Raw genomic sequence first — 16,260 nt, forward strand, 5'->3', positions numbered from 1 at the left:
GGCCCAGCGAGCGTTCGTAGGATGGGTAGAGCCGTGCGAAACCCATGCTGGCAGCCCGGCACCTAAGTCGTGCCGTACTTCGTATCGATGGGTTTCGCTTCGCTCTACCCATCCTACGGCGGCGCTTTTGCTCGGCGCGGGCTTCACATCTCCACATCCCCTCGATTCGCACAGCCGCCGTCGCAACGGCCGGGGCAGCTGCAGCCGGTGCTGCTGCGCCCGGTGGCGCGTTCCATGCGCCGGGCCACGGGGTCGTCGTCGGCGAAGGGCAGCATGGTGGCTTCGTCGATTTGCCGCTGGCTCTTGCCACCCAGGCTGAACTGGGTGGCGACGTAGAAGAACACCAGGGTGCCCAGGGACAGCAGGCCGTAGAAGGTATCCGTGTCCATGCCCGTCTCCTCAGGCCGTGGCGCCGAGCGCGTGCCGTTCGGCCTGGGGCGCCTTCAGGGTGCGCCAGGTGTTGTAGGCCATCAGCAGCATGCCGCTGAGGAAGAACACCCCGCCGATGAAGCGCACCAGGAAGCCCGAGTGGCTGGCCTCCAGGGATTCGACGAAGGAGTAGGTGAGGGTGCCGTCGTCGTTGATGGCGCGCCACATCAGGCCCTGGGTGATGCCGTTGACCCACATCGAGGCGATGTAGAGCACGGTGCCGATGGTGGCCAGCCAGAAGTGCGTGTTGATCAGGCCGACGCTGTACATGCGCTCGCGACCGAAGATCTTCGGGATCAGGTGGTAGAGCGAGCCGAAGGTGATCATCGCCACCCAGCCGAGGGCTCCGGCGTGCACGTGGCCGATGGTCCAGTCGGTGTAGTGGGAGAGGGCGTTGACCGTTTTGATCGCCATCATCGGCCCCTCGAAGGTGGACATGCCGTAGAAGGCCAGCGAGACGATGAGGAAGCGCAGGATCGGGTCGTCGCGCAACTTATGCCAGGCGCCGGAGAGGGTCATCATGCCGTTGATCATGCCGCCCCAGCTGGGCGCCAGGAGGATGATCGACATCGCCATGCCCAGGCTCTGGGCCCAGTCCGGCAGGGCGGTGTAGTGCAGGTGGTGCGGGCCGGCCCAGATGTACAGGGTGATCAGCGCCCAGAAGTGAACGATGGACAGGCGGTAGGAGTAGACCGGGCGCCCGGCCTGTTTGGGGATGAAGTAATACATCATCCCGAGGAAGCCGGTGGTGAGGAAGAAGCCCACCGCGTTGTGCCCGTACCACCACTGCACCATGGCATCGGTGGCGCCGCTGTACAGCGGGTAGGACTTGAACCAGCTCACCGGGATGGCCATGTGGTTGACCACGTGGAGCATGGTGGTGACCAGGATGAAGGCGCCGAAGAACCAGTTGCCCACATAGATGTGCGGGGTGCTGCGCTTCATCACCGTGCCGAAGAACACCACCGCGTAGGCGACCCAGACGATGCCCATCCACACGGCGCCGGTGAATTCCACCTCGGCGTATTCCTTGGTGGTGGTCAGGCCCTGGGGCAGGGTGACCAGCAGGCAGACGATCAGCGCCTGCCAGCCCCAGAAGGTGAAGGCCGCCAGGCCGTCGCCGAACAGCCGCGCCTGGCAGGTGCGCTGCACGGTGTAGTAGCTGGTGGCGAACAGCGCGCTGCCGCCGAAGGCGAAGATCACCAGGTTGGTGTGCAGCGGGCGCAGGCGGCCGAAGCTGGTCCAGGGCAGGTCGAGATTGAGCTGCGGCCAGACCAGTTGGGCGGCGATGAACACGCCCAGGCCCATGCCGACTACGCCCCAGACGACGGTCATGATCGCGAACTGACGAACCACCCGGTAGTTGTAGGTGGGCTCCTGTGTTGCAGTGCTCATGGCGAAACCTTTCGATTGCAAGGAAGGGGGTGCCAGTACGGGGGCTGGCAGGGTCGTCACTCTAGGAAGGCGAGCCAAAACAAAACAGGCTCAGATAATTGAGGTTTTTGGGTATCAGATCAGGGCCGATCGGATGGCTGACAGATGGAACAAGGCCGCCAGGCGATGCTCATCTGATCCGGTTTTAGATCGCGCATCTGCGGCTGTTTCTGCTGCGCGGGTCCGCCCATAGTTGCACCTCGTTGTTCCGCCCCCGGTGCAGGGGCGGATGCCTGACCCGAGGAGCCTTGCATGTATCGATACGACGACTACGACCACGCGCTCGTGCGTGAGCGCGTGGCGCAGTTCCGCGACCAGGTGGCGCGGCGCATGAGCGATGAGCTGAGCGAGGAGGAGTTCCTCCCGCTACGCCTGCAGAACGGCCTGTACATGCAGAAGCACGCCTACATGCTGCGCGTGGCCATCCCCTACGGCACCCTGGCGTCGGGCCAGCTGCGCACCCTGGCCGGCATCGCCCGCGACCACGACCGCGGCTACGGCCACTTCACCACGCGGCAGAACATCCAGTTCAACTGGATCGAGCTGGCCGAGGTGCCGGACATCCTCGAACGCCTGGCGGAAGTGGAGATGCACGCCATCCAGACCTCCGGCAACTGTGTGCGCAACATCACCACCGAAGCCTTCGCCGGGGTGGCCGCCGACGAGCTGCTGGACCCGCGCCCGCTGGCGGAAATCCTTCGCCAGTGGTCCACCATCAACCCCGAATTCCTCTTCCTGCCGCGCAAGTTCAAGATCGCCATCTCCGCCTCCGGGGAAGACCGCGCGGCCATCCAGATGCACGACATCGGGCTCTACCTGTACCGCGACGCGGCGGGCGAGATGTGCCTGCGGGTGCTGGTGGGGGGCGGCCTGGGGCGCACGCCGATCCTCGGGTTGCAGATCCGCGATGGCCTGCCCTGGCAGCACCTGCTGTCCTACGTCGAGGCCATCCTGCGGGTGTACAACCGCCACGGCCGGCGCGACAACAAGTACAAGGCGCGGATCAAGATCCTGGTCAAGGCGCTGGGTATCGAGGCCTTCTCCCGCGAAGTGGAGGCCGAGTGGCAGCACCTGCGCGACGGCCCGGCCCAGCTCACCGCCGACGAGTACCAGCGGGTGGCCGCGGCCTTCGATGCGCCGGTGTACGAAACCCTCGACGACGTCGACCTGAGCTTCGGCAGCCAACTGGCCAGCGACCCGGCCTTCGCCCGCTGGTGCTCGCGCAACCTGCAGCCGCACAAGGTGCCCGGGTATTCCGCCGTGGTGCTCTCCACCAAGCCCGGGGTCGACGCGCCGCCGGGTGACGTCACCGCCGCGCAGATGGAGGCCGTGGCCGATTGGGCGGACGCGTTCGGCTTCGGCGAGATACGCATCGCCCATGAACAGAACCTGGTGCTGCCCGATGTGCGCAAGCGCGACCTGCACGCGCTCTGGTCGCGGGCGGTGGCCGTTGGCCTGGCCACGCCGAACATCGGCCTGCTGACCGACATCATCGCCTGCCCTGGCGGCGACTACTGCGCCCTGGCCAACGCCAAGTCGATCCCCATCGCCCAGGCCATCCAGCAGCGTTTCGAAGACCTCGACTACCTGCACGACCTGGGCGAGCTGAGCCTGAACATCTCCGGCTGCATGAACGCCTGTGGCCACCACCACATCGGCAACATCGGCATCCTCGGTGTGGATAAGGGCGGCAGCGAGTGGTACCAGATCACCCTCGGCGGCGCCCAGGGCATGGCCGCCGCGCTGGGCAAGGTGATCGGCCCCTCGTTCAGCGCCGCCGAGGTCCCGGAGGTGATCGAGCGCATTGTCGCCACCTATGTGGATTACCGCGAGCTGGAGGAGCGCTTTGTCGACACCGTCGGGCGCATCGGCATCGAGCCTTTCAAGGAACGGGTCTACGTGCGTGAGCAGGTGCCGGCATGAACAACCTCATCCGCCTGCTCGACGATGAACCGCAGCTGATCGCGGACGACCCCTGGACCCTGGTGCGCGAGGCGGGCGAGGCGCTGCCCGACGGGCGGCTGATCCTGCCGCTGGCCCTGTGGCGCGAGCGTGATGGCCGGGACGGCCTGCTGCTGCAACCGGACGACGAGGTGGAGGCGCTGGGGCCGCTGCTGACCGATGCGCTGCCGCTGATCGCCGTGGACTTCCCCAGCTTCCGCGACGGCCGCGGCTACAGCCAGGCCTACCTGCTGCGCAGCCGCCTGGGCTGGCACGGCGAGCTGCGCGCGGTGGGCGATGTGCTGCGCGACCAGCTCGCGCACATGCGCCAGTGCGGCTTCGATGCCTTCGCCGTGCGCGCGGACAAGTCCGTGGTCGACGCGCTCAAGGGGCTGGCCGGGGTCAGCGTGCTCTACGGGCGTTCGGTGATCGAGCCGAGGCCCTTGTTCCGGCGGCGCTAAGCGACTTCGTACACGATTGGTAAAAATTCCCGGATTAAACGGCGTGCATTCATGTCCTAGGATGCACGTCCGTTTTTTTGATCCGGAACCCAATGGACAGCGACAGTTGTAAACCACCCCCGAGTACCCCGGGCGTGGCCCCTTCCTCCCCTGGCGCCAGCGCGCGCCCGACCCGAGCGTGGCAGCGTGCCGCGCGATCTTCCCGCATGCCGAACCGCCTGCCGCGCCCCGTTAGCGCCGATGCAGCCTTCGCGCCTGCCCGTCTTTCGCCCGGGAGTGCCTGAGCATGGAATGGATAGCCGACCCCACCGCCTGGCTGGGCCTGCTGACGCTGATCGTGCTGGAGATCGTCCTCGGCATCGACAACCTGGTGTTCATCGCCATCCTCGCTGACAAGCTGCCCCCGAGCAGCGTGACCGCGCACGCCTGATCGGCCTGTCGCTGGCGTTGATCATGCGCCTGGGCCTGCTGGCCAGTATCTCCTGGCTGGTGACCCTGACCGAACCGCTGTTCGAGGTGTTCGGCCAGGCCTTCTCCGGCCGTGACCTGATCATGCTGTTCGGCGGTGTGTTCCTGTTGTTCAAGGCCACCATGGAGTTGCACGAGCGCATCGAGGGCCATACCCACCACCAGGGCGGCAGCCGCACCTACGCCATGTTCTGGCCGGTGGTGGCGCAGATCGTCGTGCTCGACGCGGTGTTCTCCCTGGACGCGGTTATCACCGCCGTCGGCATGGTCGAGCACCTGGAAGTGATGATGATCGCCGTGATCATCTCCATCGGCCTGATGATCGTCGCCAGCAAGCCGCTGACCGCCTTCGTCAACGCCCACCCCACGGTGATCATGCTGTGCCTGGGCTTCCTGATGATGATCGGCTTCAGCCTCACCGCCGAAGGCCTGGGTTTCCATATTCCCAAGGGCTACCTGTATGCGGCCATCGGTTTTTCGATCCTCATCGAGATGGCCAACCAGACGGTGCGCTGGCGACGCAAGCGCAAGCTGCAGGGCAGCCGTGGCCTGCGTGAGCGCACCGCCCACGCGGTGCTGCGCCTGCTCGGCGGCCGTGGCGTGGACGCTGGCGAGGTGGGCGACGACATCGCCGACATGCTCAAGGACGGCGAGGGCGACACCGCGGTGTTCGACCGCCGCGAGCGGGTGATGATCAGCGGCGTGCTGCACCTGGCCGAGCGTTCGATCCGCACCGTGATGACCGACCGCGCACGGGTCAACCGCATCGACCTGGGCGAGACCCGCGAGCAGATCCACCAGGCCCTGCTGCAGGCGCCCCACTCGCGCCTGGTGGTGATCCGCGATGGCGCGGTGGACGAGCCCCTGGGCTACCTGCACAAGAAGGAGCTGTTCAAGGAGCTGCTGCGTGGCGAGGAGCCGGACCTGGAATCCCTGCTGCGCGCGCCGGTCAACCTGCCCGAGAGCGTGTCGGTGCTGGGGGCCCTGGAGCAGATGCGCGAGGCCTCCACCCACATCGCCTTCGTGGTCAACGAGTTCGGCGGCTTCGAGGGCCTGGTGACCATGACCGACATCCTCGAGTCCATCGCCGGCCAGTTGCCCGACGCCAGTGAGAGCGAAGGCCCGGACATCGAGCCGAGCGCGGGGGGCTACAAGGTCAGCGGTGCGGTGAACCTCGCTGTGTTGCGTGAGCGCCTGGGCTTCCGCGCCCGTCCCACGGACGACTACCAGACCCTGGCGGGCCTGGCCATGAGCCTGCTGGACCGCCTGCCCATGGTGGGCGACCGCCTCGAGGTGGAAGGCTGGGAACTGCAGGTGACCGAGGTGCGCGAGCGCCGGGTCAACCGCCTGCTGCTGAGGCCGGTCGACGAGACGGGCTGAGCCTGAAACGAAAACGGCGCCGCGAGGCGCCGTTTTCATATGAGCTTCGCGGGTTTCACCCGCCCTACGAAGGGCGTTCCCCGTTGGTAGCCCGTGCTTCAGCGCGGGGAGCGGAGTGGCCGGAGGTCCCGGGCTGAAGCCCGGGCTACGGGGGCATGAAACAAGAACGGCGCCCGTGGGCGCCGTTCTTCATCGCTGCAATCCGCTCAGGGTTGCTGCTTGTCCTGCTGCTGCGATTTGAGCAGGTCGCGGATTTCGGTCAGCAGCACTTCCTCCGGGGTGGGGACCGGCGGGGCGGAGGGGGCTACGGCTTCTTCGCGCTTGAGTTTGTTGATGGCCTTCACGCCCATGAAGATGGCGAAGGCGACGATGACGAAGTCGAGCACGGTCTGGATGAACTTGCCGTAGCTCAGCACCACCGCCGGGATATCGCCCTGGGCGGCCTTGAGGGTGATGGCCAGGTCAGTGAAGTCGACGCCGCCGATCAGCAGGCCGATGGGGGGCATGACCACGTCGCCGACGAAGGACGAGACGATCTTGCCGAAGGCCGCACCGACGATGATGCCCACCGCCATGTCGACCACGTTGCCTTTCACCGCGAAGGCTTTGAATTCGTTCAATAGGCTCATGTACCGCTCCCCTGGGTCTGGTTATGGGCTGAAAGTGTAACCGAGTGTTCTGACCCTGCCATCTCAGCGATGTTGCGGTTCCATGTGCCGGTACAGGCTGCAGAAATCGGCGTGGACGCGGCTGTCCACCGGTTTTTCCACCCTCACGCCGGTGGCGGGGTAGCGGTTCAGCAATACCTTCGGCCGCACCGGGCGCGGGTAGAAACCGCCGCCGCAGTTGGGGCAGACGTTCTCCAGGCGCTCGGCACAGGCGGCGCAGAAGGTGCACTCGAAGGAGCAGATGCGTGCATCGGTGCTCGATGGCGGCAGGGGGCGGGAACAGGCTTCACAGCTAGGGCGCAGCTCCAGCATCGGGGGTTCTCCTCGGTCAGGCGGACCATCCTAGTGCTTCCAGGGGCCGGCGCACAGCCACGACTGTTCACTGAAAACCTCCCGGTGGTGCATCGGCCGGCGACATCGCGGCTGCTTGGTCTAGCCTCAAGGGAGTTTTCGCCAGTGAGGAGCCCGACCATGCCGCTCGAACATCACCCCCTGGACCGCGAGTTCCCCGAACATCGCGACACGATGCGCGAAATGCTCCAGCACAACGTGCATTTTTCCCGTCTGGCGCAGGAGTACCAGCGCCTCGACGCCCGCATCTATGAAGTGGAGGACGGCAAGCACGCCCTCGATGACCTCGCCCTGCACAGCCTGAAAATGCAGCGGGTGGCCCTGAAGGACGAGATCGCCCAGCTGCTGAAGAGCCATTGAGGCGTTGATCGGCGTCAAAACGGCGGGGGGCGCGCTGGGTAGTCTGGCGCCCATTTCCCCTTCCGGAGCCGTCGCCATGACCGTCTACGACACCCTTCCCAATGCCGCCCCCGAGCGTGACCGCAAGGCCCTGTACGAGGCGCGCCGCGCCGAAGAGCGCACGGCGCGTCTGCGTGAACAGTACGAGCTGCTGGAAAAGCGCATCGGCCGCATCGAGCAGGGCAGCGAGCCGCTGGACGGTTCCAGCCTCCAGGCCCTGCGCATGCGCCGCGATGGCCTGCTACAGAACCTGCAGGCGCTCAAGGCACCGGAGCGCAAGGAAGGCTGCTGCGGCTGCGGGCGCGCCTGCAAGGGTTGATCCGCTATCATGCGGGCTTTCGTCTGACGGAGTCCGCTGATGGCCAAGGCCAAGCGCATGTACGGCTGCACCGAGTGCGGCTCGACCTTCCCCAAATGGGCCGGCCAGTGCGGCGATTGCGGGGCCTGGAACACCCTGGTTGAAACCGTCATCGACGGCGCTGCGCCCCCAGCGGGCGCGCCGGCTGGGCCGGTGGCCAGGCGCAGATCAAGACCCTGGCCGAAGTCAGCGTCGAGGAAATGCCGCGCTTTTCCACCGCCTCCGCCGAGCTCGACCGCGTGCTCGGTGGTGGCCTGGTGGACGGCTCGGTGGTGCTGATCGGCGGCGACCCCGGCATCGGCAAGTCCACCATCCTGTTGCAGACCCTGTGCAACATCGCCTCGCGCTTCCCCGCGCTCTATGTCACCGGTGAGGAATCCCAGCAGCAGGTCGCCATGCGCGCTCGCCGCCTCGGGCTGCCGGAAGACAAGCTCAAGGTGATGACCGAGACCTGCATCGAAAGCATCATCGCCACCGCCCGGGTGGAGAAGCCCAAGGTGATGGTGATCGACTCCATCCAGACCATCTTCACCGAGCAATTGCAGTCCGCCCCTGGCGGCGTGGCCCAGGTGCGCGAGAGCGCGGCGCTGCTGGTGCGCTATGCCAAGCAGAGCGGCACGGCGATCTTCCTCGTCGGCCACGTGACCAAGGAAGGCGCCCTGGCGGGCCCGCGCGTGCTGGAGCACATGGTCGACACCGTGCTGTATTTCGAGGGCGAGTCCGATGGCCGCCTGCGCCTGCTGCGGGCGGTGAAGAACCGTTTCGGTGCGGTCAACGAGCTGGGCGTGTTCGGCATGACCGACAAGGGCCTGAAGGAGGTTTCCAACCCGTCGGCGATCTTCCTCACCCGTGCCCAGGAAGCGGTGCCCGGCAGCGTGGTCATGGCCACCTGGGAAGGTTCGCGGCCGATGCTGGTGGAGGTGCAGGCCCTGGTGGACACCAGCCACCTGGCCAACCCGCGCCGGGTCACCCTGGGCCTGGACCAGAACCGCCTGGCCATGCTGCTGGCGGTATTGCACCGCCACGGCGGCATTCCCACTCACGACCAGGATGTGTTCCTCAACGTGGTGGGCGGGGTCAAGGTGCTGGAGACGGCGTCCGACCTGGCGCTGATCGCGGCGATCATGTCGAGCCTGCGCAACCGCCCGCTGGAGCATGACCTGTTGGTGTTCGGCGAGGTGGGCCTGTCGGGCGAGGTGCGCCCGGTACCGAGCGGCCAGGAGCGCCTGAAGGAGGCGGGCAAGCACGGCTTCAAGCGCGCCATCGTGCCCAAGGGCAACGCCCCGAAGGAGGCGCCCCCGGGGCTGCGGGTGATTGCGGTGACGCGCCTGGAACAGGCGCTGGATGCCCTGTTCGAGTGACCCCTACTTCTCTACCAGGGCGGCGAGGTCACGTTCCAGCAGGTCCTCGTCGCCGAGGTTGAGTTCCACCAGGCGGCGCAGGTGGGCGATGGAATCCAGGTCGATGTGCTGGCAGACGAAGCCCAGCTGGTCTTTCTGCACGCGGGTCAGCACCACCTCCATGCGCACCTGGGTGTCGCCGCTGAGGCGGACGGTGGCCAGGAACGGCTGGTCGGGGTCGCCGTTCCAGTTGCTCGGGCGCTCCACCAGCAGGCCCTTCAGGGAGATGTCCTGCAGCTCGACGTTCCAGCGACGCTCGTCCTGGGCGATCTCGGTGGCGGCATCGAACGCGATGCGGTGAAAGCGTCGGCGCTCGTTGTCTGTGTCACTCATGGCATGGCTCCTGCTCAATTCACACAACTATAGACAAGGCTCGGGGCTGCCGCTCATCGGGAGCGACGTCGCCACAGCCAGGCGCCGGCGGCACCCAGCAACAGCGCGGCGCCGGCAGCGAGGCCGTATCTGATGGAGTAGAACCCATCGCGCATGGCCTGTTCACGTTCTTCCCACAGGCGGCCGTGGGCGCTTTCGAAGTCCGGCTCCTCGCAGTTCATGCCGAAATTGCCGGCCCATTCCACGAAAGGGCCGTGCTCGACGTACCGCCGGTAGATGGCCTGGGCGCGGGGGAGGTCGCTGTACTGCACCCAGCCGCTGCCCTTGCACAGCACGGCGGCGAAGGCCTGGCTGGTATGGGGCAGGTCGTCGGCGGCGCGCTCGGTGAGGTCGGCGGCGATCCAGCGGTAGTGGTAGCGCAGATTGGGCTGGGCCAGGTTGGCGTTCTGCCGCTGCACTTCGTCCGCGGAAAGCAGCCCGCCGGCCTGCAGCGGGTTCACCTGGGTGAAGGCGAAGTTGCCGCCCAGAACGTGGAAGTCCGGGGACATCTCGTAGCCCAGCAGCTCCATGCCCTGCCGGCGGGCCAGGCGGGCGGCGGTGTAGTAGGCCTCGGCGCGACCGATGCCGGTCCAGCGGCTTTGCGCCTGTTCGCGGGCCTGGCCGTATTCAAGGGCGGCGGCGCGCAGCTCGTCGCTCTCGAAATAGGCCGGGGCTTCGTCGTAGCGGCCTTCGCGCAGCAGGCGGCGGCCCAGCAGCTCGCGCAGGGAGGCGGCCACCGGTTGCGGGCGATAGGCGTCGCGGTCTTCCTGGGTTTGAGGGGGCGGCGCGACGACCTTGGCGTCCACGTAGCCCTTCAGCTCGTCGAGGGTGAGCACCCGCTCGGCCACGGCGGCGGCATCCATCCAGTAGATCTCGCCGCTGCGGTAGAGGTTGTCGAAAGCCTCCAGGTAGTCGCCGCGCTGCAGCGCGAGGATGGCGCTTTCGCCTTCCACCCGGCAACGCGGCGTGATGGTTTCCCACTCCCAGCCGGCGGTGCGCCGGGCGCCCCATTTCTCGTCTTCGGGGAAGGCCTTGGCGGCCCGGGCGTAGGCTTCGGCGGCGCGCGGGGTGTCGCCGGCACGCAGGGCCAGCTTGGCCCGCAACCACCAGGCGAGGCCGCTGTCCCCGGCCTTGGCCAGGAAACGCTCGGCATCGTCGTAGCGACCGACACGGTAGGCGAGCGCGGCGAGGCGGTCGGCGTTGGGCAGTTCGGCGGCGTCGAGGGCCATCAGCAGTTCGGCCAGGTGCTGCTCGCCGTTGGGCTGTTCGTCGTAGAACCAGCCGATCCGGGTGAGCAGGCGCACCGTCAGCAGTTGTTGCACCTCGGGCACCGCCAGCAGCGGCACCAGTTGCTCGTCGGGCATGCGCGCCAGCTCCCCGCTCAGCTGGCGCAGGGAGCTGTAGCCGGTGTTGGAGTGCAGCGTCGCCTGGTTGGCGTAGAGGCGGATGGCCTCGCCCCAGTCGCCGGCCTCCTTGGCCAGCAGGGCTTCCTCGCCCAGGCTGGCGGCGGCCAGCTCCAGCGGGTCGTCGAAGCCCTCGATGGCCAGTGTGCGGGTGAGGCGGAAGGCCTCCCTGGCGGCTTCGGCATTGGCGTGCAGGCGCTGGGTGATTCCCTCGTCGCTGAGCACTTCGTTGCTGGCAGGCAGGAAGCGGCTGCTGGCGGCCAGGGTGCGGCCCATGGAGTAGGCGGCCCAGGTGCTGCGGGTGCGACGCTCGGCGTCCGGCAGCGCGAGGACGCGGCGGAAGTAGTCGACGGCCAGCGCCGGGTCGCCCTGGAAGGCTACGGCGCCGGCGGTGTAGAGGCGGATTTCGGCGGGCAGGTCCTGGCCTTCCGCTTCGGCCCGCTGGGCGTCATCGAGGCCGCGCAGGGCCTGCACGCGCTGCCACATCGCTTCGCCCAGCTCGCTTTTCTCACGCTCGTCACGCTGCTGCAGGTAGGCGCCGTTGTCCTCCTCCCAGCGCGGTACCAGGCTGGCCTCGGTGACCTGCTTGAGCCCGGGGATGGGCGGTGCCAGGCGGCTGATCTCGAAGGCGAAGTTGCCTTCGGGCAGTTCGGCCAGGCTGTTGGCGCGGTCGTCCAGCAGGCGCATGGAGAAGTCCGGGCCGCAGGCCAGGGCGCTGCCGAGCGGCAGGGCGAGGGCGATGGCCAGGGCGAGACGGGCAGGGCGACGCTCAGGGGCGTACATGGATTCCTCCTTGATCGAGTTCGGAGCAGCGGGCCCAGCCCAGCGCACGGCGCTGGCCGGCGGCGAGGTCGGCGGCGGCCTGGCGCTCCAGCACCAGGCCCGTGTCGCTGCGTTGCATGCGGTAGCCGGGCAGGGCGTCGAAGGCCTGGCAGTCCCGGGCGGCGATGTCCAGCCGCTGCGGCAGCGGGCCGGGGGCATTGCCGGTATTGGTGAGGCTGAGTTCGCGCAGGTCATCGTCCCGTGGGCGTTCCACCTGGACGGCCAGTGCCGCCGCCAGGGGCTCGCCCCGGGCCACGGCGCGCAAGGTCGCCAGGGGCCAGGCGCGGCGGTCGCCCGGCAGGGGCAGGCGGAACCAGATGAGCCCGGCGAGGTGGGCGGGGCGTTCATCCCGCAGGCGTTGTACCACGGCGGCGACCTGCTGCGGGTCGGCGCTGAGTTCGCGGCGCTCGCCGGCCAGGTTCAGCGGCGCTTCGCTTTCCACCTGGGCGCCGCTGGCACTGCTGATGAGGCCGGCACCGTAGGCGGGCAAGGCGAGCAGGAAGGGGCGCTCGCTGCGTTCGGCCCAGCGCTGTGCCCAGGCGAACGCCTTGTCGGCATCGAACAGCCCCTGCTCCGGAGCGCTGACGCCGTGGACCTGCAGCACGCTGCCGTCCACCTGGGCCAGCAGTGCGTCAAGCTCCGGGCTGGACAGCCAGGCGGGCAGGGCGGTGATGCCCAGGCGCAGGCCCGGTGGCAGGGCCTGGCGCAGCTCGGCGAGGAAGCGGGTGTAGCCGGGCAGGCGCGCGCTGGCGCAGTCGTGGTCGATCTCCAGCGCCTGGGGGGTGAGGCCGGCGGCCTGCCAGTCGGCCAGCAGCGCGGTGATTTCTTCCCGTGCCCGTTGCGCGTCCAGTTGCGGCAGCTGGCCGTCGAGGCGTACCACCGCTACCAGTGGCCGACCATCGGCGCGCAGCAGCGGGGCGTCGACGCGGATGCGCGACCAGCCGGCACCGGGGTGGGCCTGCAGGGCGAGCACGCGCAGGGTGGAGAAGTCGGCGTGGCTGGCGGCGAGCGCTTCGGCGTGGGCGGGCAGCCATTGGCGCTGCCAGACGTAGAGTTGCTGGTCGAAGGGCAGGGACGCCTCTTCGCGGCAGCCGCCGGTCAATGCGAGTAGAAAGAAGAGGGCCGCGATCCAGCGGCGGGGGAGGCCGTACATGGTCTTCATCGTGACGTGGCCCGGGCGCGAGGCCCGTTCGCGGCGGATTAGACGCCCAATCCGCAAGGCCGGCAAGGGCTGCCCGCCAACTTCGTCACATCCCCGCAAGCGGCATGGTCATTGGGCGCACGGCAGGGCCGCCTGGTTTGACAGTTCGCCAAGTGTCGCCAAAGCTGCTTAGGCGGATTTACCCCTATTGATGATTGTGGAGTGCAGCTAATGGACAACCGACTGCTGGTCAAAGGCGTGATTGTGGGACTTCTGAGCGTGGGTAGCGTGGCGGCACATGCCGACGCTGCCGGTGGTAACGGCTGCGGCTGGGGCAACATGCTGTTCGAAGGTCAGCGCGGCTTCGCACCGCACTTCCTGGCCACTACCACCAACGGCACCTCGGGTAACGCCACCTTCGGCATGACCTCCGGTACCAACGGCTGCGATGTCGGCGCCAAGATCGGCTACGGCGGCCGCTCGATGCTGGCCATGAACGGCATGCTCGACAACATTGCCGAAGACATGGCCCAGGGCCAGGGCGAAGCGCTGGACGCCTACGCCACCCTGCTGGGTGTGGAGCAGGGCGACCGCGCCCACTTCGCCAAGATCGCCCAGGAGAACTTCTCCACCATCTTCTCCGCCCCGGACGTAACCGGCGAGCAGGTGCTGGCCAACACCCTGGAAGTGATGAGCCGCGACCAGCAACTGGCGCGCTACGCCAAACAGCCGGCCTGATCGGCCGCAGTAAAGAAGAAGCCGGGCGATGCCCGGCTTTTTCATGCCCGGTGATCAGGCGGCTTGGCCGAAATGTCGGGTTGCACCCGACCTACCCATATATTGGACCCAGGGCGCAGGTGGACCTGTGCGGGCGCAGGTGGGCGCAGGTGGGCGTAGGGTGGGCCGGGCGGCGCTCCGCTTCAGCCCACCGCTTTCCCTGTCCTCCACTCCGCCTGGTGGAGGTAAAAAGCGACCTGCATCCCACTCAGCGGTCATGCCCATGCACGGGGGCTGGCAGGGCACACTCCATGCCCCGGATAGACCCCGTCCGACCACCCCGGCGACAGTGGCCGAAGGCTCTAGACCAAGGTCTGACTTCAGTTTCGCCGGGGAGCGGCTAAGCTTGTGCGGCAGCTTGTCTGTCTATCCATTCGGAGTTCCCTATGAACAATAACAATAGCGTCACGCGCCACCTGCCCTGGGCAGTGCTGGCGGTGGTCGGCGCATGTGCCTTGGGTGTGGTCGCACTACGCCGCGGCGAGGCGATCAACGCCTTGTGGATCGTGGTCGCAGCCGTTGCCCTTTACCTTGTCGCTTACCGCTACTACAGCCTGTTCATCGCCACCAAGGTGATGCAGCTGGACCCGACCCGCGCGACCCCCGCGCTGCTCAACAACGACGGCCTGGACTACGTCCCGACCAACAAGCACATCCTCTTCGGTCACCACTTCGCCGCCATCGCCGGCGCCGGCCCGCTGGTGGGCCCGGTACTTGCGGCGCAGATGGGCTACCTGCCCGGCACGCTCTGGCTGATTGCCGGCGTGGTGCTCGCCGGTGCGGTGCAGGACTTCATGGTCCTGTTCATCTCCACCCGTCGCAACGGCCGCTCCCTGGGCGAGCTGGTGCGTGAGGAGATGGGCCAGATACCCGGCACCATCGCGCTGTTCGGCGCCTTCCTGATCATGATCATCATCCTCGCGGTGCTCTCGCTGATCGTGGTCAAGGCCCTGGCCGAGAGCCCCTGGGGCATGTTCACGGTGATGGCGACCATCCCCATCGCGATGTTCATGGGCATCTACATGCGCTACATCCGCCCGGGCCGTATCGGCGAGATTTCGCTGGTGGGCGTGGTGCTGTTGCTGCTGTCGATCTGGCTCGGTGGCCAGGTGGCCGCCGACCCGGTCTGGGGCCCGGCCTTCACCTTCACCGGCGTGCAGATCACCTGGATGCTGATCGGCTACGGTTTCGTCGCCGCCGTGCTGCCCGTGTGGCTGGTGCTGGCGCCCCGTGACTACCTGTCGACCTTCCTCAAGATCGGCACCATCATCGCCCTGGCCATCGGCATCCTGGTGACCATGCCCGAGCTGAAAATGCCGGCGCTGACCCAGTTCGTCGACGGCACCGGCCCGGTGTGGAAGGGCGGCCTGTTCCCCTTCCTGTTCATCACCATCGCCTGTGGCGCGGTTTCCGGCTTCCATGCGCTGATCAGCTCCGGCACTACGCCCAAGCTGCTGGCCAACGAATCCCATGCCCGTTATATCGGCTACGGCGGCATGCTGATGGAATCCTTCGTCGCCATCATGGCCATGGTCGCCGCCTCGGTGATCGAGCCGGGCGTGTACTTCGCCATGAACAGCCCGCCGGCCGTAGTCGGCACCGACGTCGCCAGCGTGGCGGCCACCGTCAGCAACTGGGGCTTCACCATCACCCCGGAAGTGCTGGAGGCCACCGCCCGTGACATCGGCGAGCACACCATCCTGGCCCGTGCCGGTGGTGCGCCGACCCTGGCCGTGGGCATCGCGCAGATCCTCCACCAGGTGTTGCCGGGCGAGAACACCATGGCGTTCTGGTACCACTTCGCGATCCTCTTCGAGGCGCTGTTCATCCTCACCGCGGTGGACGCCGGTACCCGTGCCGGGCGCTTCATGCTGCAGGACCTGCTGGGCAACTTCGTGCCGGCGCTGAAGCGCACCGAGTCCTGGACCGCCAACGTCATCGCCACCGCCGGCTGCGTGGCCATGTGGGGCTGGCTGCTGTACCAGGGCGTGATCGACCCATTGGGCGGCATCAACACCCTGTGGCCGCTGTTCGGCATCTCCAACCAGATGCTCGCCGGTATCGCCCTGATGCTCGGCTGCGTGGTGCTGATCAAGATGAAGCGCCAGCGCTACGTCTGGGTCACTCTGGTGCCGGCCACCTGGCTGCTGATCTGCACCACCACCGCGGGCCTGATCAAGCTGCTCGACCCGAACCCGGCGGTGGGCTTCCTGGCCCTGGCCAAGAAGTACAGCGACGCCGCCGACGCCGGCCAGATCCTGGCCCCGGCCAAGGACATGGCGCAGATGCAGCACGTGATCTTCAACGCCTACACCAACTCGACCCTGACCGTGCTCTTCCTCTTCGTGGTCCTCAGCATCCTGTTCTATGCCATCAAGGTGGGACGCAGTGCCTGGGCCAAGCCGGAGCGCACCGACAAGGAATCGCCCTTCCAGCCGATCCCGGATGCCTGAGGA

General features: G+C 67.4%; 13 protein-coding genes and 2 pseudogenes. 8 read left to right on the forward strand and 7 right to left on the reverse strand.

The window, feature by feature from the left end; genetic code table 11:
* Nucleotides 1-143: 143 nt before the first annotated feature.
* Together PSm6_RS15175 and ccoN are read right to left on the reverse strand one after the other, a co-directional pair.
* Nucleotides 144-389: a cbb3-type cytochrome oxidase subunit 3 gene (locus PSm6_RS15175; RefSeq protein WP_021218802.1), complete on the reverse strand. Its 246-nt coding sequence runs from the start codon at nucleotides 387-389 to the stop codon at nucleotides 144-146.
* Between the two features lie 10 nt (nucleotides 390-399).
* On the reverse strand, nucleotides 400-1,824 hold the full coding sequence (ccoN, locus tag PSm6_RS15180; RefSeq protein ID WP_021218801.1) for a cytochrome-c oxidase, cbb3-type subunit I: 1,425 nt from the start codon (nucleotides 1,822-1,824) through the stop codon (nucleotides 400-402).
* A 291-nt stretch (nucleotides 1,825-2,115) separates the two neighbouring features.
* Between ccoN and nirA the strand changes: the two genes are divergently transcribed.
* The 3 genes and pseudogenes from nirA (at nucleotide 2,116) to PSm6_RS15195 (ending at nucleotide 6,113) form a co-directional block, all read left to right on the forward strand.
* Nucleotides 2,116-3,786, forward strand: a complete 1,671-nt coding sequence (gene nirA, locus PSm6_RS15185; RefSeq protein WP_021218800.1) for a nitrite reductase NirA — start codon at nucleotides 2,116-2,118, stop codon at nucleotides 3,784-3,786.
* Nucleotides 3,783-4,265: a DUF934 domain-containing protein gene (locus tag PSm6_RS15190; protein ID WP_265167665.1), complete on the forward strand. Its 483-nt coding sequence runs from the start codon at nucleotides 3,783-3,785 to the stop codon at nucleotides 4,263-4,265. The genes nirA and PSm6_RS15190 overlap by 4 nt, the downstream gene beginning before the upstream one ends.
* A gap of 286 nt (nucleotides 4,266-4,551) precedes the next feature.
* Nucleotides 4,552-6,113: pseudogene (locus tag PSm6_RS15195) on the forward strand (TerC family protein).
* 206 nt (nucleotides 6,114-6,319) lie between these two features.
* Here PSm6_RS15195 and mscL read toward each other — a convergent pair.
* Complete coding sequence (mscL, locus tag PSm6_RS15200; protein ID WP_031287489.1) at nucleotides 6,320-6,742, reverse strand: large-conductance mechanosensitive channel protein MscL; 423 nt, start codon at nucleotides 6,740-6,742, stop codon at nucleotides 6,320-6,322.
* A gap of 63 nt (nucleotides 6,743-6,805) precedes the next feature.
* A complete protein-coding gene (locus tag PSm6_RS15205) occupies nucleotides 6,806-7,093 on the reverse strand; it encodes a DUF1272 domain-containing protein (protein ID WP_043244489.1) in 288 nt (95 codons plus the stop codon).
* A 159-nt stretch (nucleotides 7,094-7,252) separates the two neighbouring features.
* Here PSm6_RS15205 and PSm6_RS15210 point away from each other — a divergent pair, with 159 nt between their 5' ends.
* The 3 genes and pseudogenes from PSm6_RS15210 to radA all read left to right on the forward strand — a co-directional run bounded on the left by PSm6_RS15210 (nucleotide 7,253) and on the right by radA (nucleotide 9,250).
* Complete coding sequence (locus PSm6_RS15210; RefSeq protein WP_043244487.1) at nucleotides 7,253-7,492, forward strand: HP1242/YdcH family protein; 240 nt, start codon at nucleotides 7,253-7,255, stop codon at nucleotides 7,490-7,492.
* A 76-nt stretch (nucleotides 7,493-7,568) separates the two neighbouring features.
* Complete coding sequence (locus PSm6_RS15215; protein ID WP_021218794.1) at nucleotides 7,569-7,850, forward strand: HP1242/YdcH family protein; 282 nt, start codon at nucleotides 7,569-7,571, stop codon at nucleotides 7,848-7,850.
* Between the two features lie 39 nt (nucleotides 7,851-7,889).
* Nucleotides 7,890-9,250, forward strand: a pseudogene (radA, locus tag PSm6_RS15220) (DNA repair protein RadA).
* A 3-nt stretch (nucleotides 9,251-9,253) separates the two neighbouring features.
* On the opposite strand, the gene PSm6_RS15225 reads toward radA, so the two are convergent.
* The 3 genes from PSm6_RS15225 to PSm6_RS15235 are packed head-to-tail and all read right to left on the reverse strand — an operon-like array spanning nucleotide 9,254 to nucleotide 13,039.
* Nucleotides 9,254-9,622, reverse strand: coding sequence for a PilZ domain-containing protein (locus tag PSm6_RS15225; protein WP_021218792.1), 369 nt, complete (start codon nucleotides 9,620-9,622; stop codon nucleotides 9,254-9,256).
* Nucleotides 9,623-9,675: 53 nt separating this feature from the next.
* Entirely contained in the window at nucleotides 9,676-11,847 is a 2,172-nt protein-coding gene (locus PSm6_RS15230) for a hypothetical protein (RefSeq protein WP_043244486.1), read from the reverse strand.
* Entirely contained in the window at nucleotides 11,834-13,039 is a 1,206-nt protein-coding gene (locus PSm6_RS15235; RefSeq protein WP_052351365.1) for a DUF3142 domain-containing protein, read from the reverse strand. Before PSm6_RS15235 ends, PSm6_RS15230 begins: the two co-directional genes overlap by 14 nt.
* A gap of 219 nt (nucleotides 13,040-13,258) precedes the next feature.
* On the opposite strand from PSm6_RS15235, the gene PSm6_RS15240 reads away from it, so the two are divergent.
* Nucleotides 13,259-13,765, forward strand: coding sequence for a DUF3015 domain-containing protein (locus PSm6_RS15240; RefSeq protein ID WP_021218789.1), 507 nt, complete (start codon nucleotides 13,259-13,261; stop codon nucleotides 13,763-13,765).
* Between the two features lie 425 nt (nucleotides 13,766-14,190).
* Entirely contained in the window at nucleotides 14,191-16,257 is a 2,067-nt protein-coding gene (locus PSm6_RS15245) for a carbon starvation CstA family protein (RefSeq protein WP_043244483.1), read from the forward strand.
* Nucleotides 16,258-16,260: the final 3 nt, after the last annotated feature.

The organism is Pseudomonas solani, from assembly GCF_026072635.1.
GTDB lineage: Bacteria > Pseudomonadota > Gammaproteobacteria > Pseudomonadales > Pseudomonadaceae > Metapseudomonas > Metapseudomonas solani.

Excerpts from the sequence above, each read along its gene's own strand:
- PSm6_RS15225 (WP_021218792.1), bottom strand. The coding sequence starts at position 9,622 with ATGAGTGACACAGACAACGAGCGCCGACGCTTTCACCGCATCGCGTTC.
- PSm6_RS15210 (WP_043244487.1), top strand. The coding sequence starts at position 7,253 with ATGCCGCTCGAACATCACCCCCTGGACCGCGAGTTCCCCGAACATCGC.
- PSm6_RS15230 (WP_043244486.1), bottom strand. The coding sequence starts at position 11,847 with ATGTACGCCCCTGAGCGTCGCCCTGCCCGTCTCGCCCTGGCCATCGCC.
- mscL (WP_031287489.1), bottom strand. The coding sequence starts at position 6,742 with ATGAGCCTATTGAACGAATTCAAAGCCTTCGCGGTGAAAGGCAACGTG.
- PSm6_RS15245 (WP_043244483.1), top strand. The coding sequence starts at position 14,191 with ATGAACAATAACAATAGCGTCACGCGCCACCTGCCCTGGGCAGTGCTG.
- PSm6_RS15215 (WP_021218794.1), top strand. The coding sequence starts at position 7,569 with ATGACCGTCTACGACACCCTTCCCAATGCCGCCCCCGAGCGTGACCGC.
- PSm6_RS15190 (WP_265167665.1), top strand. The coding sequence starts at position 3,783 with ATGAACAACCTCATCCGCCTGCTCGACGATGAACCGCAGCTGATCGCG.
- PSm6_RS15175 (WP_021218802.1), bottom strand. The coding sequence starts at position 389 with ATGGACACGGATACCTTCTACGGCCTGCTGTCCCTGGGCACCCTGGTG.
- PSm6_RS15205 (WP_043244489.1), bottom strand. The coding sequence starts at position 7,093 with ATGCTGGAGCTGCGCCCTAGCTGTGAAGCCTGTTCCCGCCCCCTGCCG.
- ccoN (WP_021218801.1), bottom strand. The coding sequence starts at position 1,824 with ATGAGCACTGCAACACAGGAGCCCACCTACAACTACCGGGTGGTTCGT.
- PSm6_RS15235 (WP_052351365.1), bottom strand. The coding sequence starts at position 13,039 with ATGTACGGCCTCCCCCGCCGCTGGATCGCGGCCCTCTTCTTTCTACTC.
- PSm6_RS15240 (WP_021218789.1), top strand. The coding sequence starts at position 13,259 with ATGGACAACCGACTGCTGGTCAAAGGCGTGATTGTGGGACTTCTGAGC.
- nirA (WP_021218800.1), top strand. The coding sequence starts at position 2,116 with ATGTATCGATACGACGACTACGACCACGCGCTCGTGCGTGAGCGCGTG.